This window comes from Gordonia sp. LMA167, assembly GCF_058130025.1.
Map to the genome: position 1 here is coordinate 397,434 of NZ_CM176708.1, position 22,694 is coordinate 420,127.

Below are 22,694 nucleotides of genomic sequence, written 5' to 3' on the forward strand. Positions count from 1 at the left end.
TTATGGACTATACTTTTGAATCGAATGTAAATTAGAATACGGTCGCAGTCAACCGTCCGGTCCGTTCCGGGGCCGACCAAATGGAGAGGACACCCTGATGGAACTCGGACTCGCCGACGCGCGCGTGCTGGTGACCGGTGGTGCATCGAACATCGGAAGGGGCATCGTGCACGGGTTCGCGGCCGAGGGCAGTCGGATCACACTCTGCGACATCGATGTCGATCAAGCGGAGCGGGTTGCGCAGGAAGCGCTGGACCGCGGGGCGAAGGACGTGCGAGTGGTGGGAGGTGACCTCTCCGAGCCCGAAGTCCCTGAGCGTGCGGTAGCGAGCACCGTGAGCGCGTGGGACGGTCTCGACGCCGTGGTCAACAACGCCGGATGGAGCGTGCCAGGATTCCTCGGCGACGACACGGACCGCGGTCGGTGGCAGCGGTTGGTGGAGGTGAATCTGTTCGCATCGATTGCGACCACCCAGGCCGCACTCCCTCACCTGGTCAGCGAAGGCGCAGGGTCGATCGTGTTCGTCTCAAGCGACGCCGCATTCGGCCAGATACGCCAAGGCGTGTACGGCGCGACAAAGGCAGCCGTCGTGGCGCTGGCCCGCACCACCGCCAAGGAGTACGGACGAAAGGGCGTGCGCTCCAACATCGTATGCCCGGGGTTGGTCCTACCAGAGGGCCCCGAGGCCATCGGCACCCAGAGTCTCTGGGCAGCAGACGCTGCGATCTTCGACGCCAAACAAACCGAGTTCATGACGAAGGGCACACCGATGCGACGGCTGACCACTGCCGCAGATGTTGCGAACGCCGTCGTGTGGTTGTCCTCCGGGGTCGCCGCCCGGCAGATCACCGGCCAGATGTTCTCGGTCTCCGGCGGCTACACGATGCCATGACCATCGACCCGACGACCCGACAGGACAACACCAGCCGTCAAGGCACGGTGAACACGCGGGACCGCATCCTCGATGCCGCAGCAAGCGTCCTCAGTGAGCAGGGTTATGCGGCCACACGCTTGACGGATATCGCAGCGCTGGCCGGCCTGCGCGCCCCCGCCATGTACCACTACTTCGCGTCGCGCGACGAGCTCGTGACGGAGGTCTTGCGCGTCGGTCAGCAACGTGTCCTCACACACGTGAGCTATTGCCTCACCGCATGCGCATCCTCCGATCCCGTCGAGCGAGTGATGGCTGCCGTCGAAGCACACCTCAGGATCGAACTCGAACTGTCCGACTTCGCGACGGCGGTGACCCGCAACCTGGGGCATGTCCCGCCGTCGATGCGCGAAACCCTCAAGGTGGAGAGCGACGCCTACCACTCACTGTGGCGCGACCTCCTCGAAGAGGCCGCCGCGCAAGGCTGCGTCTCTCCCGGGCTCGATCTGCCGGTGGCCCGGATGATGGTCGTCGGCGCCCTGAACTGGACTCCTGAATGGTGGCGACACGGCGACGCGAGTATCGCCGTCGTGGTCTCGACTGCACAGACAATGGTGGCCCGAGCGCTGTTCGGTCACCTGGCACACCCCGTGGAGGAATTGCACGATGACTGAATCCGGCGGGTCCGACACGGCTGCGTCCCGACACGGAGACCGGGACAGCCGGCGTGGCGAGCGCACTTCGATACGGTGGGCTGATGGCGGGCACGGCGTCGCGCGACGCGTACTTCGAGACTGGCCTCGACGTGCTGGCATCAGCGGGATACGGCGCACTCAAGCTGTCCGAAGTCTGCCGGCGAATGGGTGTGACAACCGGATCCTTCTATCACTTCTTCAAGAACTGGGCGGCCTACACCGAGCAGCTGCCGGAGTATTGGTTCGATTCGAGGACCAGGCTCGATGTCGCCGAGCTTCGTGCCGAGACCGACCCCGACAAGCGCATCGATCGGCTTCTCGAATACGGACTCGCGCTGCCACACGGCGCCGAGGGAGCGATCCGAACATGGGGCTCCATCGATCCGGACGTCCGCGTTGTCGTGGAGCGAGTGGATCGCCAACGTTACGACCTCGTGTACGAGGTGGTGGCGGACCTGCTCGACCTCGGTCCAGAGCGTGCCCACCGCTATGCCAGCTGGGCACTCTTCCTGCTCATCGGCTACGAGCAGACGACCCTCCCACGCGATGTCGGCGTCCTCGCGTGGACGGCGGAACAGCTCGCGGCCGCACTCCGCAACGAATCGGCGACCACATCCTCACCCACCACACCCCGGCCGGCAGAACCCCAACGACGCAACCGGTGACTGCGAGTTCTCCGGCTCACGTCGACCGAGTCGAAGGAGACCGATGAGCCTGGAGTCCACGACGACACCGCACGCCGATCCCCGCCTCGACGTGCATGCCAGCGTTCGCGATGCACACGCGGCGGTCCTCGATGCCGGGCGACCCGCGGCGATCGCGCGCCAACACGAACGAGGCAAGTCCTCCGCTCGGGAGAGGATCGAAATCCTCACTGGTGGATCATCTTTCGTCGAGTTCGGCGCCCTGGCGACCCCGGAGGGGCTTCCCCGGACGCAATCGGCACCCGCAGACGGAGTGATCACCGGCATAGGTCGTATCGACGGAAGACCGGCAGCCATCGCGGCATTCGACTTCACTGTCCTCGGCGGCAGCAATGGTGATGTCGGCATGCGCAAGATCGAACGGTGCGTGGACCGATCGTTACGCGATCGCATCCCGCTCATCCTGCTCTGCGACGGCGGCGGGCATCGTATCCAGGAAGGACTCGATTCCCGGCTCGCCGCCGTGGGATCACCCATGTTGACGCGTCTGGTGGACCTGTCCGGTCACGTACCGACCGTGACAGTGATGATGGGCCCGGGGTTCGGCCTCGCCAGCAACCTGGCGGCGCTGTGTGATTTCGTCGTGATGGTCCGCGGCAGTTCAACCCTGGGCATGTCGGCTGCACCGTTCGTACTCGCGGGCACCGGTGAACGACTGACCAACGAAGAGATCGGCGGCGCCGATGTTCAGACCGCCAACGGTGTCGCCGATGTTGCCGCCGACGACGAGTACGAAGCCCTCGACGCGGTTCGCGCCTATCTGAGTTACTTTCCGGCACACGCCGATGGCGTGGCACCGACGGGTTCGGGCTGTCCTGGGGAGGTCGACATCGACGCTCTTGTGCCGACCTCGTTACGCCAGGCCTACGACGTCCTCGACGTGATCGACGCGCTGTCGGATCGCGACGGCGTACTCGAATTGCGCGCCGCCGCCGCCCGCAACATCGTCACCTGCCTGTCTCGGATCGAGGGACGGCCGGTCGGGATCGTCGCGAACCAGCCAGCACATCTCGGGGGTGCGCTCGACAGCGCCGCATGCGAGAAGGCCGCACACTTCGTCGCCGTCTGCGATGCGTTCGGCCTTCCGCTGATCATTCTCATCGACCTGCCCGGATTCCTGATCGGCAGTGCCGCCGAATCGAGCCAGTTGGCGCGGCGCAGCGGTCGCCTGATGTACGAACTCTGCCAGGCCACGGTGCCGCGATTCACGGTCACCATGCGCAAGGGGTACGGGGCGGCCTACATCGCGATGGGAGGTGGTCGCAGCATCGACGCGGATCTCGCGTTGGCCTGGCCGACCGCCGAGATCTGCGCGATGCCGATCGAGAGTGCCGTCGACATCGCGTATCGGCGCGAGGTCGAGGCGGCCGTCGACCCGGACACCCGACGCACCGAGCTCATCGCCGAGTTCCGAGGGCTGGTCGATCCGGTCCGCGCGGCTTCAGGTTTCGGGATCGACGACGTGGTGGAACCATCCGCGACGCGCGAGTTGCTCGCCGAGTCGCTGACGCGATGCCGACGGCGCGGTCCACGCGTGCCCGGCAAGCGCAGATCGATCTCACCGATCTGATCTCTGCACTGTCGAGCACACTCAGCCGGGCAGCAGGTAGCTCGGCAGGTCCGCCATCGACGTGCCGATCAGCCCGAGCCAGTTGAACGGCAGGTGATACACGAACACCAGAGTCACCATGCAGAAGCCCAACACCGCGAAATTGCGCACCCACCCCTGCAGGCCCGGTCGCCAGTGATCTAGACCCGCCTCGATGGGCGAGAGCCCCTTCGGATGGTCCTCGGCCTCCATCCGCATCCACGTGAACACACAACCGACACCGGCAACGAGGATCGATTCGTAGATCGGGAACTGGTGTACCTCACCGGCCCACAGTGTCAACGGCTCGTAGGTCTTGGCGAACGCATACGCGTGCGTGGTCCGGATGACCACGTTCTCGACGACGAAATCGAACAGGAACTCGGCGATGAAGATCCACACGAACAACGTCACCTTGCTGATCGCCGGCCATCGCTGCCGCACCTTCTTCGCGTGATGGCAGGCCACGATCGCCACCCCCGCACAGAAGTAGACATACATCGGAGGCCCCCAGATCAACGATTCCGCGTAGCGGCTGGGCGCGTCCGGATTGTGGAACGGCAGGAACCGAACCCACACCCCCATGTTCACGTTCGCACTGTTCCACGCGAACAAATACTGCTGAACATTGAGGAACGCGTCGGCCACGAAGCAGATCAGCCCACCGATCACGAACCGTCCGTCCAGGCTCAGCTTTCCGGTCTTGCGAATGGGCTGGACCACCGAGAACCAGATGAACACGGCGAGTACCAACAGACTGATCACCTCGAACACTCGTAGCGCGATCATCCGCCAGTCGGCCATCTCGTCCGGGCCCAGCCGCGGCGCCGGACGGAACTCGGTATCCGATGTCACCCATCGGGCTATCGTGTTGACGCACACCAGGAACCACACGAGCCCGATCGCGGCGAGAAACGTTGTCGGCCCACGTCGACGCAACGGCGGAACCGCCTGATGTTCCGCCTGCCTGCCAGTCGGTTCCACGACTGTCATGGTCGAGTCTCCCTCTCTCTGTCCTGTGATGGACCACACTATAACTCAAGTTATGGTACTTTTTAACACACATTAGAGTTTTTCTGTCCGAGGAGGAAGACCATGGCTCCGGTGACAACCGACGGCATCGACCAGCCGGTGAACGAGGTGGGACAGTGGTTCGCCACCGGACTCACTTACGGGCTCGCGATCGCCGCGATCATCTTCGTCGTGCGCATCTGCCTACGTGAACGGATCGTGTGGCCGGCGATCCTCACTGTCTCCGGCGGGCTGACATGCCTGATGGAACCGTTGTTCGATCACCTGTACGGCCTGTGGTTCTATCACGAGAACCAATGGCACCTCTACACCACTTTCGGTAGCTCACAACCGGTCTGGGTGCCTGCCGCATACGTGGCGTTCTACGGGGGAGCCACCGTCATCATTGCGCGGACGCTTGCCCGCCACCCGCAGATGCGTACCGTCTGGGCCATGTACGCGTCGATCGCAGCGATGGCACTGGTCGCCGAGATCACCTACATCAGCATCCTGCACGTCTACTGCTACCAGGACAGTCAGCCGTTCGTGGTGTTCGGCTACCCCGCCTTCCTCGGGTTCACCAACGCGATGTCCGCGGTGGTCAGCGGAATCGTCGCCTACCGGCTGGTCCCGCTGCTGCGCGGTGCCGCGCAACTGTATCTGCTCATGCTGGTGCCCAGCGCATTCGCGATGGGGCTCTTCGGCGGCGGGATCTTCTACCTCTCCGTGCGCCACTCCGTCGACGATCCGAACATGGTCGCGGTCTGCTTCGCCGCCCTCACCGTCGTCGGCGCGATCGCCTGGACCATCGGCATGCTGGGCAAGCACCTCGTCGCGGGACAACCGGTCCGGGACCCGGACCTTCGGACCGAGCCGGTCCGTACCGCCATCGGCCTGGCCACCAGCCGGTGACCTGACGTGCATGGTTCGCGTCACCGCGATCACGTGATCTCCCAGTTTTGATTCTATGTTAAATTATAAGATGCTGGCGCACGAAACCGTTGTCCGAAGCCGCCTGCGCCGGCCCGTGCCGGCCGAATCTCAAGGAGTGAACCCATGCCCGAGGCATACATAGTCGACGCTGCGCGCACGGCCGTCGGTAAGCGCGGCGGCGGATTCGCCAGTGCACACCCGGCCGATATGGCAGCGCAGGTGATCAGGACGCTGGTCGATCGCAACGACTTCGACCCGGCTGCGATCGACGACGTGATCCTCGGATGCCTCGACAATCTCGGGTCCCAGGCCGGCGACATCGCCCGTACGGCAGCGCTCGCCGCCGGCCTTCCGGATTCCGTACCGGGCGTGACCATCGACCGCCAATGCGGATCCGCGCAACAGGCGGTGCACTTCGCCGCCCAGGGCGTCATGAGCGGCACCAGCGATGTCATCGTGGCCGGTGGCGTGCAGAAGATGAGTCAGTACCCGATCCTGTGCGCGTTCGGCGCCGGCGAACCGTACGGCTCGTCGGATCCATGGACCGACTGTGCCGGCTGGGAGGAGCGCTACGGCACTGAGGAGATATCGCAGTTCCGCGCCGCCGAACTGATCGCCGACCGGTGGGACATCAGCCGTGCGCAGTGCGAGGAGTTCGCGCTGGCCAGCCACACGCGCGCGGTCGCTGCCATCGACGCCGGCCATTTTGCCCGCGAGATCGTGCCGGCCTTCGGGGTCGCAGTCGACGAAGGCCCCCGGCGGGACACCAGTGCGCAGAAACTCGCCGGCCTCAAGACCCTCACCGAAGGTGGCAAGGTGACGGCCGGAGTCGCCAGCCAGATTTCTGACGGGGCGGCCGCTCTGCTCATCGCTTCCGAAGCCGGCGTCAAGCGGTTCGGATTCACTCCCCGCGCCCGAATTCACCATCTGTCGGTGCGCGGCGCAGATCCGGTGATGATGCTGACGGCCCCGATTCCGGCGACCCAGCACGCCCTCAAGCGAACTGGGATCTCCATCGACGAGATCGACACATTCGAGGTCAACGAGGCATTCGCGCCGGTGATCCTCGCCTGGCTCGCCGACATCGGTGCCGACCCGACGAAGGTGAACCCCAACGGCGGCGCCATCGCCCTGGGGCATCCGATCGGCTGTACCGGCGCCCGGCTGATGACGTCCATGCTCCACGAACTCGAGCGCACCGGTGGCCGATACGGACTGCAGACCATGTGCGAAGGCGGTGGGCAGGCCAACGTCACCATCATCGAACGGCTCGACTCATGAGGCGCGAACTGTACTCCGAAGATCACGAGGCCTATCGCGAGACCGTCCGTGAGTTCCTCCGCCGAGAGGTCGAGCCGTACAAGGACCAGTGGGATGCCGATCGATGGATCGATCCCAGCGTGTTCTCGCGCGCGGCGAAGGCCGGCATCTACGCATTGCAGATCGGCGAAGAGTACGGCGGTGCAGGAGAATCCGACTATCGCTACCGCATGGTCGTGTGCGAGGAGACCGCACGGATCAACGCGCTCTCGTTCAACACCACCATCAGCCTCCAGGACGATCTGGTTCTGCACTACCTGCTCGACCTCACCAACGATGAGCAGAAGTCTCGATGGCTGCCTGGGTTCGCGACCGGCGATCTGATCGGCGCCCTGGCCATGACGGAGCCAGGCGCTGGCAGTGACCTACGCGGCATTCGCACCAGCGCGCGACGCGAAGGTGACGAGTGGATTCTCAACGGCCAGAAGACGTTCATCTCGAGCGGCATCATGGCCGACCTCGTGGTCGTTGCAGCCCAGACCGACTCGGAGGCCGGTTCTCGCGGGTTCAGTCTGTTCGTCGTCGAGCGGGATACGCCCGGATTCGAACGAGGCCGCAAGCTGGACAAGATCGGGCTGCCCGCGCAGGACACCGCGGAGCTGTTCTTCGACGACGCCCGGGTCCCACACGCGAACCTCCTCGGCGACGCGGGCAAGGGGTTGCCCTACCTGATGAGCCATCTTCCCCGCGAGCGGCTCGGGGTCACCGCCAAGGCTTTCGCCGTCACTCGGGCGATCCACGCCAAGACCATCGCCTACTGCCGCGACCGTAAAGCCTTCGGCGGCTCCCTCACCGATCTGCAACACGTCCGCTTCGAACTGGCCGAGATGAAGACGGAGATCGACATCGCCGAGGCCTACGTCGACAAGTCCGTACTGGCCTACAACGCAGGCGAATTAACTCCCATCGACGCGGCCGAGGGGAAGTGGTACGTGAGCGAACTCCAGAAGCGCGTCATCGATCGCTGCCTGCAATTGCACGGCGGGTATGGCTACATGGCCGAGTACGACGTCGGGCGAGCGTACGTGGACACGCGGGTGCAGACCATCTACGGCGGCACGACGGAGATCATGAAGGAGATCATCGGACGGGATCTGGTCAGCGATTGACGTTGTGCTCGAAACCCATTGCAGAGTGCGGCGTCATCGGTACAACGCTCCCTGCCACAGGGTGACCAGAGGATCGACGAGTGACTCCTCCGCCCCGAGGTTCGGGTCGACACCGAGACCCGCGATATAGAGCACTCGTTCGGTTCCCCAGAACAGAGTCGACGCGAGCTGTCGACTCGGAACCGAGGTCACGATCATGCCGGCTTCGCGCTCACTGTCGATCTCTCGCGCCCCGGCCTCGATCAGCCCCTCGGTCAGAGTCAGCCAGAGCGCCTTGATCTCTGGCTCGCTCGGCCAGTTGTCCGCCACCGCCCGCAGCACCAGCCGATGACGGTGCCAGGTTTGCGTCACCGCACGGATGCTGCGCTCCAGGGCAAGACCAGGCTGTTCGTCAGGTGCGCGATTCAGAAACGGGGAGACCGTCTCCGAGATGTCGGCCATGGCTCGTTCGAGCAGTCCACGGAGCACGGCGATCTTCGACGAGAAATACGAGTAGAACGTCGCACGCGAGACCTGTGCACGTTTCAGGATCTGCGCGACGCTGATGTCTCCGAATGGCGCCTCCGCCATGAGCGCAAGCGTGGCCGCGTAGATCTCCTCCGCGATCTCACCCTCCGCTTCGGCAGAGCGCTGTCGCCCACGGGTTCTCGTACCACCGGCCACTCCGACAACCCTACCGATCACTGTAGTCACGCGACGCGACCAGGTTAATTTATACGGGTTTCAAAAATAGGTATACATAGTGTCTGGCTTTTGCTAGTGTGAGCCAGTACACAAGCGCCCCGGTGGGGCATGCCATCACAGGAAGGCGATTGACAGTGAGTACTGCATTCACACTCGCGGCCGACAGTTGGCCGCTGGTCAGCGAAGAGGGGTGGCCCCCCAACATGCAGCCGGCGCCCGGCGACTTCACGGCGGGCTTGCCGGCCGAGATCGCGTTTTTCTTCATCGCCGGTGCGGCGGTCGTGATATTCGCCCTGCCGTGGGCCATCCGCGCTGCCGTCAAGAGCAAGAACTACATCCCTCTGCTGGTGATGGCCAGCGGCCTGATCTGCAGCCTCCTCGAGCCGATGCTCGACCTGCTCGGACACCTGCACTGGGCGGAGAACCTCATCCCGGCGTTCACGAACTTCGGGATCACGGTGCCGGCGCTCATCCCGCTCTGTTATGTCGCTTTCCTCGGCCTGGAAGCCTATTGGTGCTACTTCGTCATTCGTAACGGTGCGCACCGGATGACCTTTGTCATGCTGCTCGGGATGGGCATCATCACCGATGCGGTGATGGAGACCATCGGCATCAATCTCGGCGTCTACCTCTACTACGGCACCCAGCCGTTCGAGCTCTTCAACTTCCCCTATTGGTGGGGCTTCATCAACGGCGGCTCGTTCGTGACCATCGGCGCCATCCTCGCCTACGCCGTACCGCGGCTCAAGGGCGCATCGAAACTCCTCCTGCTGCTGGTCGCTCCGTTCGGCATGATGGTGGCGTACTTCGGGGTCGGCTGGGTGCACATCCTGGCCCACAATGCGTCGTTGCCGACCTGGGTCCGCTGGATCGCCGCCGCAGTGATGATGGTGATGATGGTCGGCTGGATGTTCGTCCTGCATCACCTCGTGGGCCGCAAGGAGTCCGAGCCGGCCCCTCGCTGGACCCTGTGGCGATTGTTCGCTTACTCCCGCCTAGGCTTCAGCAAGGCCAGTCGCCAGAATTTGTGGGAGCGCATGCTCGACGAGGCAGGCCCCGGCGCACGAGAGGCCCTTGCGGTAGACCCCGAGGACCCGAAGCAGGCGTTCTTCGGACCGCAGCAGGAGCGCGAGCCCGCACTGGTGTAGGAGCGCGTGTTCAGATCACCACCGTCGAAGCGGCACCGGCCCATGCCGGTGCCGCTTCCCGTCGCCGAGAGTAGTGTGCTCACAGATGAACGAGCCAATCTACAGCCTGCCGATATTCGATGCCGACAATGCCTCCGCAGCAATGGGTATCACGCTCGAGGAGCTCGATGAGACGACGGGTTCGATCACCTTCGTGCAGCGCGCCGAAGCCTGGCACACCGGCATCGACGGAAACATCTCCACTGCGTCGCTGGGTCCGCTGATCGACACCACCCTCGGATCGGCCGCCTACCTCGCCGCGGCGAGTGACGGAACACAGGTCATGTCCTCACTGACGGCGTCGTTCTCGGCGAATCCGCTACTCGGCGAGACCATTCGCGGCCGTGCCACGGGGGTTCAGGTCGACACCCGATCGGACACGATCATCACCTCCGGACTGCTCGATGGCCAGGCCGGTCCCCTCGCGATTGCGCATTGCCGGGCGATGCCGGTGCACCGGGCACAATCGGCGGCACGGCTCGATGACGTGACGTCACCCAGCACCGCCACGGAGACGCAGGTGGACGACGGGCTCGTCGGTCGGACCCGACTCGAATTGTTCGCTTCGCGGCACGCCATATCCGCGCCGTTTCCCGCCGCATTGAATCTCGACGTCACGCGGGTCACGGACACAGACGTCGGCGGCATCTGGACGCCCGCGACCTGGATGCTGAACCCGCTCGGATCTGTACACGGTGGCGTCGTCTTCGCGACCGCCATGGAGGTCTCCCAGCTGACCGCCGAGCTCGTCCGAGATGGTTCCGATGCCATGTCTCTCGCCGAGATCAGCGTGGATCTCCTGGGCTCGCCACGTTCCGAGGAAGTCGTCACCTGGCACGGATCACTCGTGCGCTCCGGCCGCCGGCTGGTGAACGTTGCTGTCACCCTGGCGGGTTCCTCGGGACGCGACCACGCGCACGCCCGGTGCTCAGTGATCCGCCACCGGCGACATCGCTGATCGTGTCGCATCGAGGACAGCCGACTCCGGGTCATCAGCTCACGGCAGACGCCCTTCTGGACAAGATCTCCACACATCCGGTCCCGCCGTCGATCCGGATGATGTCGCCTGTCTCGATCAAGGATGTACCCCTACCCGTGTTCATGATGCACGGCACCCCCAGCTCGCGCGCCACCACCGCTGCGTGGCTCATCAACCCGCCGATGTCGACGACGAGCCCCGCCGAGAGGAACATGAGCGACACCCACGACGGATCGGTCGTGTGCGCGATGAGGATGTCCCCGTCGTCGAGTTCGGACTCGCCGGGGTCCGTCACGACAACAGCACGACCCTCGACCACCCCCGCGCACGCACCGACGCCGACGAGACGGTCCGCGGTTCCACGGTCCGCGGTTCCACGGTCGGCGGTTCCACGGTCGACATCGGTCACCACGACCTGCTCGGCCGGCGGATTGCCCCGCCACGTCGGCGGCACGGTCATGCCCTGAAACTCGGCTCGTCGAGCCTTGCGCTGTACCGCGATTCGGCCTGCATCGACCGACAGCAGACTGGCGAGTTCGGTTGCGGTGAAGTAGAACGCTGCGTCGACGTCGTCCAGGGTTCCCGCGGCAACCGCTTCGGCGCCGATCCGTCGTGCGCAGGCTCGCACCACGTCGAGGCATTGCAGGTAGCTCACCTTGCCGACACCGCGCAGCGGGATGAAGCGTCGCGCCAGGCGGAGCGTGATCGAGGTGCGGAGCCGGCCGGCGGGACCATCAGCATGCAACAGTCGTTCGGCCTCGGCAGCCGAGCCTGCCAACTGTTCGGCCCGCATGAGAGGGCTCTCGCTTTCCGGTCGTGCTGCGAACTGGTCGACAAGTCGCGTCACCGGCGCCGGGTCCTCGCGCCAACTGACCGCGGCGGTCTCGCCTTCGCCTGCACAGTGATAGCCGTGACGTCGGAGGAACTCGTCGAGCGACAGCACGTCCCGTGAGACCGACCACATGTCGGCGAGCACCGCGGACTCCTCGTGTGAGCCATGACCCCGCAACAGGTCGGTGACGTCCACGCCGGCCGCCTCGGCGAGAGCGGTGATCTGCTCGTGAACGAGCTGGATGGCGCATGCGCTGACCACGGCCTGTTCCTCGAGAGCACCGGTGAAGCGGCACACGGCGTCGGTCAGCAGACCGCGAGTCTCCGCGAGGCTGAGCGAGTCGACGTGCGCGATCGACTTACGCCACCACGCATCCGTTTCCGTCCTGCGTCGCTCGATCGTCCGCGCGACGCCCATCAGAGTGCGGGGATAGCGCATCACGATTGCCGGCAGGCGGCGGTTCGACGGATGACTCACGAAGTCGTCGGGAACGAATCCGAAGAAGTCCCGGGCGAGTGCATCACCGGACTGGCCCGGAATGAGATCGCCCATCTCGCAGAGGAAGTCGACGCGGACCGCCATCCGCCCATAAAAGGCCCCAGTGATCCTGTCCAGCGGGTCGTCGGGGATGCCGGCACGCCCCTTGTCCACAACTCCCATCGCACGGAACGGAGCGCGCAATCCGAGTTCGCTGGCGGGTACCCAGATGCTGGCGGTGAGCGGCGTCATGACGCCCGGCACCGCCTCGGCCAGATTGACCGAACTCCACGATGCATCGGGCGGTGAATCGGTGTGCAGAACGTCCATGGTCGTCTCCGTTCGTCCGGCGCGATTGCGCGTGGCCCTGATTAAACACCCCGGTACGGAGATTTTCTACGTGCAATTCGAAAATCTTCGGGGTGCGCCCCTCAAGGAGAGCCGCCCTCCGTCCGTCAGCGATACCCGTTGACCACCAACCTGATCGCGTCGCGCAACTGTCCGTCTGACAGTTCGATTCCGGCCAGCCTCTGACGCACGGCTGCCGTCGCGCTGCCCCCGACAGCCTCCGGGAGCGAGCGTCCACCGAACCGGCGCGCCGCATCCGAACGTGACACCCGGTACAGCGCGGAGCCGAGGACGAAACTGAAGAGGGTGACCAGGAGTTCGTCGGCGCGATCGGGCGGGATTCCGGCCGTGGCCGCGCATTCGAGAATCGCGGCAGCAGCGGTCAGCGCCGCCTCCCCCTCGAGGCGCGTGGTGGCCATCTCGCGCGCCAGCGACGGATGCCCGACCAGAAGGCGATGGAAGTCCATCCCCCATCGCACGAGTTCGACAGTCACATCCCCTGCCGGATCAACATGCCGGACAATCCGCATGGAGTCGTCGAGAACCAGAGCGAGAAGCTCGTCCTTGTTCGCAACGTGGCGATAGATCGCCATCGGGGTGACCCCCAGCTCCTGCGAGAGCCTACGCATGGTGAGCCTGTCGACTCCCTCCTCGTCGGCGATTGCCAACGAGGCGCCGACGATCTGCGCGACGTCCAACCCAGCGCCGTGTGGCATGGGGCTCTCCAGCCTGTCGATGTGACACTTGCCACAAGCAAGTATACGTTGTAGATTCGCTTTCAGTTTCTATTTCTACTTCAAAATCAACCTCGAGAGGGAGGCTGACGATGACCGTCACCGAGCCACTGCCCCGTTCGACCGATTGGGGCAGCCTGGCGGAGCCACTGCACGACGATGCGGCCGGCCAGGGCGATCCGATCTGGAAAGACAACGCCTACCTGTCGTATTGGGATGTCGAGCGCTCCACCTTCGGCAGCTTCCACCTCTCCACCTCGCCCAACGCGAGTGGCGCGCGGCGCGCACGCTGCTCCCTGCTGATCGGCCACACCGAGATCGAGATCATCGAACCGCTGGATCGCGGTTCGTTTGCGAGCGAATCGATCACCTTCGGATTCGACGGGAGGATCACCGTCGACCACCCCGACCTCCAGGCGGAGTTCGTGAACCTCCCCCTGTACACCGCGGCGGACTTCTCGCTGCACGATCTGATCCCGCCGTTGGTTCCGGGCAAGCCCCTGCAACACTTCCAGCAGGCCTGCACCATGCGCGGCCGCGCGGTACTGCGTGGTCAGACCCACGAGGTGGACGGATTCGGGATGCGTGATCGCACCTGGGGTTTCCGGGACGAATCCGCCCAATGGGCCGAGTACGCGGGTCTCGTCGCCGTCTTCGACGACGCATTCTTGTCGGTCATGAAGTTCCTCGGTGCCGACGGCACACTGGCAACGGACGGTTACCTGATCGGGCAATCCGGGAGTCGCCACATCACCGACGTCACGTTCGGGCGCACCGCCGCCGCCCAGTACCTCTACGCGCGCATGACGACCGCCGACGGCGCGGAGCATCAATGCGCACTCGCCGAGCGCCACGGCGGCTTCTTCGTCCCGATGGGATCGGCAACCGAAGGACCCGCGTTCGGTACGTATGACGACTTCATGTCGCTCGACCTCGACGGCAGTGGCGGTGCCGGGTTCTTCGAGCAGGGCATTGTCCACCGGGTCTGCTGAGGAGTCACCGATGACCGATGAACTGAACACACTCCAGACGCTTCGGCTGAAGGGGCGGATATCGAGATCGGATCTCGCGACGAGTACGGCAGTCGATCCGGCCGTCGTCAGCGCCCTCGTCGACACCTTCATTTCTGACGGGCTGGCCACGGAAGCCAATGGCCGGGTCAAGCCGACGCCGTCGGGCCGCGAGCGATTGGCGTCGCTACTCGACGCCGAACGTGCCGAACTCGACGTCCATGAACTCGACTCCGCGTATCACGAATTCGATTCGTACAACGTCGAACTCAAGGTGTTGATGACCCGCTGGCAACTCAAGGACGGCACAGAACCCAACGATCATTCGGACGGCGACTACGACGGCGCGGTGGTCGCGGACCTCCGAGACCTCCACGAGCGGTTCAGTCCGTTGTTGGATCGGATCCTCGTTCTGGCCCCTCGCCTGCGGCGATATCCCGGCCTGTTCGCATCCGCGCTCGCAAAGGTGGAGGCCGGCGACAGCTCATGGTTTGCGCGACCGATCGCCGACAGCTATCACACAGTGTGGTTCGAACTCCACGAGGAACTCATCGGCCTCACCGGCCGAACCCGGGCCGACGAGGCCGTCGCAGGACGTGCGCTGTGACGGCCGACGCCCTGACGGAGGTGGTCGGCCGCGTGGTCGGCCTCGGCGCACGCGGCGACCACGACCGGGAGACCTTGGGCGGCAAGGCGTGGAGCATCCAGAACATGCTCCGTCTCGGGATTCCGGTTCCCCCCGCATTCGCCATCACCACCGAGGTGTGCCGGGACTACCACCGCGTCGGTGGTGAATCGGGCCACCGGACCGTGCCCGACCACGTGTGGGACGGGGTCCGATCGGAGCTGAACATCATCGAGGAGGCGACCAGTCGCGGATTCGGTGCCGCCGCACGTCCGTTGCTCGTCTCGGTTCGGTCGGGCGCCGCGACGAGTATGCCGGGGATGATGGACACCGTTCTCAATCTCGGTATGACCGACGCCGTGGAGGACGCGCTGGCAGCCGAATCCGGCGACGTCGGTTTCGCCGCCGACACCCGCGCGCGGTTCGCCCACCAGTTCACCGCGATAGTCGGACACCCGCCGCCGGATGATCCGTGGCAGCAACTGCGCGACGCCGTCTACGCCGTCCTCGATTCCTGGCAGTCACCACGGGCGACCGCCTACCGCGACTCGCGCGGCATCAGTGACGTCGGCGGTACTGCCGTGACTGTTCAGGCCATGGTCTTCGGCAACCTCGGCGCCGATTCCGGCACCGGAGTTCTGTTCTCGCGGAATCCGCTGACCGGGGACCGCGCGCCGTACGGTGAATGGTTGCCGGGCGGGCAGGGCGAGGACGTGGTCTCGGGGCGATCGGATGCGCTCGTACTCGACGAACTCGCTGCCCAGCTGCCATCGGTCCATTCCCAGCTGCTCCACATCGCCGACGTCCTCGAACGTGAGGAGAAGGACTTGCAGGACATCGAGTTCACCGTCGAAGAGGGGCGTCTGTGGCTGCTGCAATGCCGTTCGGCCAAGCGGACCCCGCACGCCGCCGTGCACAGTGCCGTCGCGATGGTCGATGACGGACTCCTCACCACCGACGAGGCACTCGATCGCATCACCGGCGATCAGGTCCGCGCACTGACACGACCTCACCTCGATGAGGCCACGACCGATCGGGCAAGCGTGCTGGCCACCGGAAAGCCGGCCGCACCCGGCATTCGGACAGGTGTGGTGGTCACCGACCCCGACGTCGCCGAGGAACGCACCGACGCGGGTGAGGACGTCATCCTCGCCCGTCCCACAACCGATCCCGACGACGTGGCCGCCATGTCGGTATCCGTCGCTGTGCTGACCGAACTCGGCGGCTCGACATCGCATGCTGCGGTCGTGTGCCGCGAGATGGCGGTCCCGTGCGTCGTCGGATGCGGCGCCGGGTCACTGGCCGGGCTGACCGGACGCATCGTCACCGTCGATGCCGGCAGGGGGATCGTCTACGACGGTGCACTGCCTGTTGTCGACGGCGTCCAGGAGGCGCCGGACCTCGACACGATCATGCATTGGCTCGACGAGATAGTCGCGCCGGCAACCGATCCCGATCTCGCCGCACGACTCGACGAATACCACCAGAGCAGGAAGCCCCAGTCATGACCACCCGCCGCACCCACATGATCGACACCCTCGAGAGTGCCGACGTGCCACCCACCACCACATGGACCACCGGCAACGTCGCCGAGGCCTTCCCGGGCGTCTTCACCGCCTTCGGTATCGGATTCGCCTTCGATCCGATGGAGATGGCCTTCCGTCGGATGTTCTGCGACCTCGGTGCCGTCAGTGCCACCGACCTCGTGATCCCGGACAAGGTCGACGAGTGTTTCTGGAGCCTCTTCCACGGCCGGGGCGCAGGCAACATCGACAAGTTCCGAGAGGTCGCGAACGTCCTGCCCGGAACGTCTGCCACCGCGATCGAACAGCAGCTCTTCGGCTATGTACGCCCGGACACCGTTGATGCCAACACCATTCGCCGCTACCCGGCGATTCTGGCCAAGGCGCCGCGATGGGTGGCCACCGTGGGGCGGCGGCACGACGCGATGTTCGCCGATCTCCGCAGGTGGCGGTTGGCAACTCTGCCCACAGTCGATGCGCTCGACGAGCAGGGATGCCTCAGCGTTCTCGCCGACGCCCGCACCCGGTTCGAGGACATCATGTCGTTGCACATGGGTGTGGCCTTCGTCAGTTCGAGTCTCGCGGACCGGGTCGCCGACTCCGCCTCAGCGGTCGGATTGGGCGGGCTGGAGCAGGATCTGCTGTCCGGGGTCGGCTCAGACGAGAACGAGGTCGCACACGACCTGTGGGCGCTCTCGCACGGGCACATCGACGAGCAGAAGTTCATCGATCGCCACGGGTATCACGGACCGAACGAGGGACAACTCCACGGTGTCACCTGGCGGGAGGACCTCACACCGATACGAGCCCGTTTGGCGGACTACCGCGCCATCGGCGCGGACGACCCCCGCGCACCGCGCCGGAGGAGCGCGGTGCAGGCGGGTCGTCGCGAGGATGCCCTGGCACGGCTGGTGGCCGCGTCACCGCGCCACAAGCGACGACCGACGGCCGCAGTCGTGCGTCTCGCGGCTCGCTTCCTCGCATTGCGCGAACAGGGCAAGGCCGGATATCTGATCACCTACGACGTCGCTCGTGCTGCGGCCCGGCGCCTCGGCGTCCTGCTTGTCCGACGCGGAGTTATCGACGATCCCGAGCACGTGTTTCATCTGGGCTATGCCGAAGTGGTCGGCGGAGTCCGATCCGATCAGCGTGACGTCGTCACCGACCGGATCGCCGAGTACGTCCAGCGTCGGGAGCTGCGTCTGCCACAGGCGTGGGCGGGCACGCCGGAGGTCACCAAGGTCGGCGACGGCGACGGCGAGCAGTTGGCGGTGGGCGACACCCTGGCGGGTGTCGCGGCCAGCGGTGGCCTGGTCGAGGGACGGGCCCGAGTGGTACGGGATCCGGCGGAGGTCGAACTGGACGACGGCGACATCCTGGTCTGCGAGACAACCGATCCCAGTTGGGTGTCGTTGTTTCTCATCGCCGGCGGAGTCGTGACCGACTTCGGCGGATTGCTGAGCCATGGCCCCATCGTCGCCCGGGAACTGGGCATCCCGTGTGTGTGCGGCACCGAAACCGGCAGCAAGCAGATCCACGACGGTGCGCAACTGCGCCTCGACGGTGACACCGGAACGGTCACGGTGATCGCATGAGCATCGACACCACGACGTCCTCCGACCGTGTGTTGCACGGCGACAACCCGTTCGACGTCGATCCCCGTTCGGATCTACTGCACGAGATTCCCGAGTCGGTGCCCGGGTGGAGCGAGACGATGTTCTTCCACGCCTGGTCCCCCGACAGTGGCGTGGGTGTCTTCATCCATTGCGGGCGCTGGCCCACCGATCTGGATCTCTGGTGGGCCCAGGTCATCGCACTACTACCCGATGGCCGGCTATTGGTCGACCGCTCCTGGGGACGATCCGGCGGTGGCGCCGGGCCGACGACCGGCAACCTGAGAATCGAATGTCTCGAACCGCTCTCGAGCTGGCGTCTACGATTCGACGGTGCCGGCGAGATCACCGATCTCGCCGGTATGGCCGCCGGCCCGTCCGGCGCCGGTCCCGCCGTCCCCTTCGCATTCGACCTGATCCTCGAGGCGGCAGCTCCCGTCTGGGACATGCAGGCCGCGCTCGGAACACGCGATCTGTCATGGGCCGCGTTCCACCACACCCAGGGATTCCGCAGTTCCGGTGAACTCCGCTCCCGCGACTCTTCGTGGAATATGGGAGGCGTCGGAATCCGAGACCATTCCAGTGGTCCTCGCGATGTCAGCGCACTCGGTGGCCTGCACTTCTTCGTCTTCGTCTTTCCCGACACCGGACGCGTCGTGAACGGCTTGGTCAATTGGGACCGCGAGGGCGTGGTCGATCATCGGACATTCGCGTCCCAGCAGGACTTCCGATGCACTGTGGGAAGCGATGTGCACTGCACTGGACTCGAGGACTACCGGACGCATCGCCCTCATGACATGACGGTGACCTTGGGATTCGACGGCTCCGACCATGTGCTCACGGCGCAGCGACTACACGGCTACACGCTGACGTTCCACTCCCCCAACGAGAACATCAATGGCGTCGATCTCCGCACCCAAACCGATGCGTTGGTGATCACCCAGTCCACAGTTCGGGTCGTCGACCCGGCCGGCAACGTGGGATACGGGGTCGTGGAACGCGACTATCGCCCGTCGTCTCTGCCATCTCCCGAGGAGCGTTGACATGTCTGCGACTCGCAGTGACACCGAGGAGACATCGACGGGTGCCGAACATGTGCCACCCACCGACCTGTCGTCGAGTCCGGTCCATGTACCCGGGCACACGCTGCGGTGGACCACCGCCAACGTGGACGAGGGTCTGCCCGGAACCGTGAGTCCGTTGACCTGGTCGATGTACTTCCCGCCGACCGAGCAGACGATGCGAGACTGTTGGGTTGATCTGGGTGTTCTCCCGGCGTCGGCGCGTCCCATACCGACGGATGTCGACCAGCGTTTTCTGTCCGTCGCCTACGGGCACGCGATCGCCAACGTCGATCAGATGGGACAGATGGCCGCTCGCATCCCCGGCGGCTCGGCCGCCATGATGGAAGAGCAACTCTTCGGTTCGGTTCAGGCCGGTGGACTTCCCGAGCCCAAGGGCTGGAACAAGGTTCGACGCTATCCATACGTGGCGATCAGATTTCCCCGGACCCTCCGGCGGGCGATGGCCGACTTCGGTCCGTTGGCGGAGGAGACCGAACTCTGGTGGTCGCGCCGGGCCTTCGCCCTCGCGGACGCCCCGCTCGCCGAAGCGGTCTCGGCTCTCGTCGAAGCGAGGTCGATGTTCGTGCGCGGACTGTCCGTCCACATGGTGTTGTCGATGGCAGCCCAGGGTGTGATGGGACAGGTCGAGACGATGGCCGCCCGAGCCGGGGTCAACGGCGGTGACCTGATCCGCAGCACGGAGGGTACCGCCGAGTTCGAACTCGTCCGCGACCTGTGGGCGTTGGCGGCTGATCGACTGGACATCACCACCTTCAGCCGGCGACACGGCTACCACGGACCGCGCGAGGGACTCGTGGAATCGGTTGTCTGGCGCGAGGACCCGGCTCCGGTGCTGGCATTGCTGGAGCGATACCGGGCACGCGCCGACGGTGGTGACCTCGACGCGCAGCAGGCACGTCTCCGCGAGCAGCACGCGGCAGCAGTGGCACGCCTGCAGCAGTCGCTCGGGCCGGTTCGCCGGCGGGTGGCCGAGGTCCTCATCCGATTCGCCGCACGAGTTCCCGTCTGGCGTGAGACCGGGCGCGCGAATATCCTGCGCGGCGTCGATGTCGCACGCGCCGCGGCACGGACGGTCGGTGTGCGGCTCGCCGACGCGGGACATCTCGCCGATCCGAGCGATGTGTTCTTCCTGACGATCGACGAGATCAACACCGGGATGGTCGGTTCGTTTCGCGGGTTGGTGGAGCGCCGGCGAGCAGATCACATGGCGTTCGAGCAGATTCGACTGCCGCACGTGTGGCATGGTGTGCCGCAGCCGATCACCACCGTGCCGTCCCCCGCCTCCGAGGATGTGCAGGAGCTCCATGGTATCGGTGTCAGCGTCGGAGTCGCCGAGGGCGTCGTCCGGGTGATCGTCGATCTCGACGATGCAGAGATCGACGATGGCACCGTCATGGTGTGCAAGGCGACCGATCCGAGTTGGGCATCGCTCTTTCCGCTTGCCGAGGCGGTGGTGACCGATGTCGGGAGCGCCATGAGTCATGCGGCGATCGTGTGTCGAGAACTCGGATTGCCGTGCGTGGCCAACACCCGTAGCGGAACCGCACAGCTTCGGGATGGCATGCGCGTCCGGGTCGACGGAACCGCCGGCACAGTGCTCGTCATCGGTGACTCATGACCAGCCGAGCTCCGGTCAACCTACGCGACGTCGGAGGTATGACGATCACGTCTGGTGGCACCGTGGCTCACGGAGTTCTGCTACGCAGTGACGCTCCGTACCTCGGCGACGACCTCACCGGGACTCGAGGTTTTCCCCCAGATGTGGTGATCGATCTGCGGTCGCCCCGTGAGCGTCTCTGCATGCCCTACGTCTGGCCGTCCGGCACGACGGTTCACCATCATGATCTCTTTGACGCCGGCGACCTGGCCACCCTCCGTACCGGTACCACGATGACTGAACTCTATCGGGCCATGATCACGTCCAGTCGTCACGGGATCGCCGCCATCCCGGCGTTGCTCTCGGTTTCCGGGGCGACGATCGTGCACTGCACGGCCGGCAAGGACCGCACCGGAGTGACGATAGCCGCGCTGCTACTCCTCGCCGGCGTCGCCGCCGACGACGTGCTGGCCGACTTCCGTCACACCGAGACCGTGATGGATTCAGTGGTGGAACGCGCCTGCGCAGCAGGGATATTCGATCGCAATGCGGTCCGTGACGAATGGTTGCGGGCGCCCGCAGAAGGGATGGCGATCCTGATCGAGGAACTCACCACCTGGCCGGATGGGCCGGCGGGTTGGTTTGTCGCGCACGGAGCGTCGGAGGACGCGGTAGCGACATCCTGCTGGCGACTGGCTGCCCGTCCTCTCGCCGATCCGTCCGACTCTACCAGTTGACGGCCTCCGCGTGGGCGTCGGCCTCGGCACGCATGCGGTCTTCTTCGTCCATGCTGCGACGAATCGCTTCCTGCGCATTCGGCGGCAGAGTGTGCAGCATCTCGTGCATCCGCTCACGATGACGTTTGATGGCCTTACGTTCGGGCATCCCCGGATTCGGCTGCACCTGCGCGATGATCTCCGAGAAATCCTCGTGCGTACCCCCACCACCGATACCCGCAGCAGCCATCGCCGCCTCGGCCGCGGCCACCGCCGAGTCCTTCTCCTCCGACATACCGATCGGACCGAACCGGTCACCAGACAGGAACTGCTTGACCACCGGCTGCTCCGAGGTCAACAACACCTCCCGCGGACCGAACATCACCAACTCCTTGCGAAACAGCATCCCGATATTGTCCGGAATCGTCCGGGCGATGTTGATGTTGTGCGTCACCACCAACACCGTCGCATCGATCTGCGCATTGATGTCGATCAGCAACTGCGAAATGTAGGCGGTACGCACCGGATCGAGACCCGAGTCCGGCTCGTCGCACAGGATGATCTGCGGATCCAACACCAACGCACGCGCCAGCCCGGCACGCTTGCGCATACCGCCGGAGATCTCACCCGGGAGTTTGTCCTCGGCACCGGTCAGACCGACCAGGTCGATCTTCTCCATCACGATGTCGCGGATGTCGTCTTCCTTCTTCTTCGTGTGCTCACGAAGCGGGAAGGCGATGTTGTCGTACAGGCTCATCGACCCGAACAGCGCACCATCCTGGAACAGCACACCGAACAGCTTGCGGATCTCGTAGAGCTCCTTGGCCGAACACTGCGTGATGTCGGTACCGTCGACGATCACCGAACCCTGCTCGGGATGCAACAACCCGATCAGCGTCTTGAGGAACACCGACTTACCCGTACCCGACGGCCCCAACAACGCCGACACCTCACCCGTCGGCAACGTCAACGACACATCACGCCAAATATTCTGCGAACCAAACGATTTCGTCAGACCCGAAACACTGACCTCAACACCCACGATGTCCTCCG

The 22,694-nt window shown here is 65.1% G+C and carries 21 protein-coding genes; 16 read left to right on the forward strand and 5 right to left on the reverse strand.

The window, feature by feature from the left end:
- Positions 1-97 precede the first annotated feature (97 nt).
- The 4 genes from ACVT6V_RS01795 to ACVT6V_RS01810 all read left to right on the forward strand — a co-directional run bounded on the left by ACVT6V_RS01795 (position 98) and on the right by ACVT6V_RS01810 (position 3,840).
- Entirely contained in the window at positions 98-892 is a 795-nt protein-coding gene (locus ACVT6V_RS01795) for an SDR family NAD(P)-dependent oxidoreductase (RefSeq protein WP_489898110.1), read from the forward strand.
- Entirely contained in the window at positions 889-1,545 is a 657-nt protein-coding gene (locus ACVT6V_RS01800; RefSeq protein WP_489898111.1) for a TetR/AcrR family transcriptional regulator, read from the forward strand. The genes ACVT6V_RS01795 and ACVT6V_RS01800 overlap by 4 nt, the downstream gene beginning before the upstream one ends.
- A gap of 83 nt (positions 1,546-1,628) precedes the next feature.
- A complete protein-coding gene (locus ACVT6V_RS01805; RefSeq protein WP_489898112.1) occupies positions 1,629-2,231 on the forward strand; it encodes a TetR/AcrR family transcriptional regulator in 603 nt (200 codons plus the stop codon).
- Between the two features lie 43 nt (positions 2,232-2,274).
- Entirely contained in the window at positions 2,275-3,840 is a 1,566-nt protein-coding gene (locus ACVT6V_RS01810; protein WP_489898113.1) for an acyl-CoA carboxylase subunit beta, read from the forward strand.
- A gap of 21 nt (positions 3,841-3,861) precedes the next feature.
- Here the strand turns inward: ACVT6V_RS01810 and ACVT6V_RS01815 are convergent, their stop codons facing one another.
- Positions 3,862-4,851, reverse strand: a complete 990-nt coding sequence (locus tag ACVT6V_RS01815; RefSeq protein WP_489898114.1) for a spirocyclase AveC family protein — start codon at positions 4,849-4,851, stop codon at positions 3,862-3,864.
- A 102-nt stretch (positions 4,852-4,953) separates the two neighbouring features.
- Between ACVT6V_RS01815 and ACVT6V_RS01820 the strand changes: the two genes are divergently transcribed.
- The 3 genes from ACVT6V_RS01820 (at position 4,954) to ACVT6V_RS01830 (ending at position 8,231) form a co-directional block, all read left to right on the forward strand.
- Positions 4,954-5,781: a hypothetical protein gene (locus ACVT6V_RS01820; RefSeq protein WP_489898115.1), complete on the forward strand. Its 828-nt coding sequence runs from the start codon at positions 4,954-4,956 to the stop codon at positions 5,779-5,781.
- Between the two features lie 144 nt (positions 5,782-5,925).
- Positions 5,926-7,083: an acetyl-CoA C-acetyltransferase gene (locus ACVT6V_RS01825; RefSeq protein ID WP_489898116.1), complete on the forward strand. Its 1,158-nt coding sequence runs from the start codon at positions 5,926-5,928 to the stop codon at positions 7,081-7,083.
- On the forward strand, positions 7,080-8,231 hold the full coding sequence (locus ACVT6V_RS01830) for an acyl-CoA dehydrogenase family protein (RefSeq protein ID WP_489898117.1): 1,152 nt from the start codon (positions 7,080-7,082) through the stop codon (positions 8,229-8,231). The genes ACVT6V_RS01825 and ACVT6V_RS01830 overlap by 4 nt, the downstream gene beginning before the upstream one ends.
- Before the next feature lie 33 nt (positions 8,232-8,264).
- On the opposite strand, the gene ACVT6V_RS01835 is transcribed toward ACVT6V_RS01830, so the two are convergent.
- Positions 8,265-8,894, reverse strand: a complete 630-nt coding sequence (locus ACVT6V_RS01835) for a TetR/AcrR family transcriptional regulator (protein WP_489898118.1) — start codon at positions 8,892-8,894, stop codon at positions 8,265-8,267.
- Between the two features lie 224 nt (positions 8,895-9,118).
- Between ACVT6V_RS01835 and ACVT6V_RS01840 the strand changes: the two genes are divergently transcribed.
- Together ACVT6V_RS01840 and ACVT6V_RS01845 are read left to right on the forward strand one after the other, a co-directional pair.
- Entirely contained in the window at positions 9,119-10,063 is a 945-nt protein-coding gene (locus ACVT6V_RS01840; RefSeq protein WP_489900679.1) for a hypothetical protein, read from the forward strand.
- An 85-nt stretch (positions 10,064-10,148) separates the two neighbouring features.
- Entirely contained in the window at positions 10,149-11,060 is a 912-nt protein-coding gene (locus ACVT6V_RS01845; RefSeq protein WP_489898119.1) for a PaaI family thioesterase, read from the forward strand.
- Positions 11,061-11,094: 34 nt separating this feature from the next.
- Here the strand turns inward: ACVT6V_RS01845 and ACVT6V_RS01850 are convergent, their stop codons facing one another.
- Positions 11,095-12,642, reverse strand: coding sequence for a PEP-utilizing enzyme (locus ACVT6V_RS01850; RefSeq protein ID WP_489900680.1), 1,548 nt, complete (start codon positions 12,640-12,642; stop codon positions 11,095-11,097).
- A gap of 203 nt (positions 12,643-12,845) precedes the next feature.
- Positions 12,846-13,454: a TetR/AcrR family transcriptional regulator gene (locus tag ACVT6V_RS01855; protein WP_489898120.1), complete on the reverse strand. Its 609-nt coding sequence runs from the start codon at positions 13,452-13,454 to the stop codon at positions 12,846-12,848.
- A 110-nt stretch (positions 13,455-13,564) separates the two neighbouring features.
- Between ACVT6V_RS01855 and ACVT6V_RS01860 the strand changes: the two genes are divergently transcribed.
- The 7 genes from ACVT6V_RS01860 to ACVT6V_RS01890 are packed head-to-tail and all read left to right on the forward strand — an operon-like array spanning position 13,565 to position 21,662.
- Complete coding sequence (locus ACVT6V_RS01860) at positions 13,565-14,464, forward strand: DUF7064 domain-containing protein (RefSeq protein ID WP_489898121.1); 900 nt, start codon at positions 13,565-13,567, stop codon at positions 14,462-14,464.
- A 10-nt stretch (positions 14,465-14,474) separates the two neighbouring features.
- Positions 14,475-15,089, forward strand: coding sequence for a hypothetical protein (locus ACVT6V_RS01865; RefSeq protein ID WP_489898122.1), 615 nt, complete (start codon positions 14,475-14,477; stop codon positions 15,087-15,089).
- Entirely contained in the window at positions 15,086-16,615 is a 1,530-nt protein-coding gene (locus ACVT6V_RS01870; RefSeq protein ID WP_489898123.1) for a pyruvate, phosphate dikinase, read from the forward strand. The genes ACVT6V_RS01865 and ACVT6V_RS01870 overlap by 4 nt, the downstream gene beginning before the upstream one ends.
- Complete coding sequence (locus tag ACVT6V_RS01875) at positions 16,612-18,225, forward strand: PEP-utilizing enzyme (RefSeq protein WP_489898124.1); 1,614 nt, start codon at positions 16,612-16,614, stop codon at positions 18,223-18,225. Before ACVT6V_RS01870 ends, ACVT6V_RS01875 begins: the two co-directional genes overlap by 4 nt.
- Positions 18,222-19,286 (forward strand): DUF7064 domain-containing protein, encoded by a 1,065-nt coding sequence (locus ACVT6V_RS01880; RefSeq protein WP_489898125.1) that lies wholly within the window; start codon positions 18,222-18,224, stop codon positions 19,284-19,286. The genes ACVT6V_RS01875 and ACVT6V_RS01880 overlap by 4 nt, the downstream gene beginning before the upstream one ends.
- 1 nt (position 19,287) lies before the next feature.
- Positions 19,288-20,946, forward strand: a complete 1,659-nt coding sequence (locus ACVT6V_RS01885; protein ID WP_489898126.1) for a PEP-utilizing enzyme — start codon at positions 19,288-19,290, stop codon at positions 20,944-20,946.
- On the forward strand, positions 20,943-21,662 hold the full coding sequence (locus ACVT6V_RS01890; RefSeq protein ID WP_489898127.1) for a tyrosine-protein phosphatase: 720 nt from the start codon (positions 20,943-20,945) through the stop codon (positions 21,660-21,662). The genes ACVT6V_RS01885 and ACVT6V_RS01890 overlap by 4 nt, the downstream gene beginning before the upstream one ends.
- On the opposite strand, the gene ACVT6V_RS01895 is transcribed toward ACVT6V_RS01890, so the two are convergent.
- A complete protein-coding gene (locus tag ACVT6V_RS01895; protein ID WP_489898128.1) occupies positions 21,652-22,683 on the reverse strand; it encodes an ABC transporter ATP-binding protein in 1,032 nt (343 codons plus the stop codon). The genes ACVT6V_RS01890 and ACVT6V_RS01895 overlap by 11 nt on opposite strands.
- Positions 22,684-22,694 lie beyond the last annotated feature (11 nt).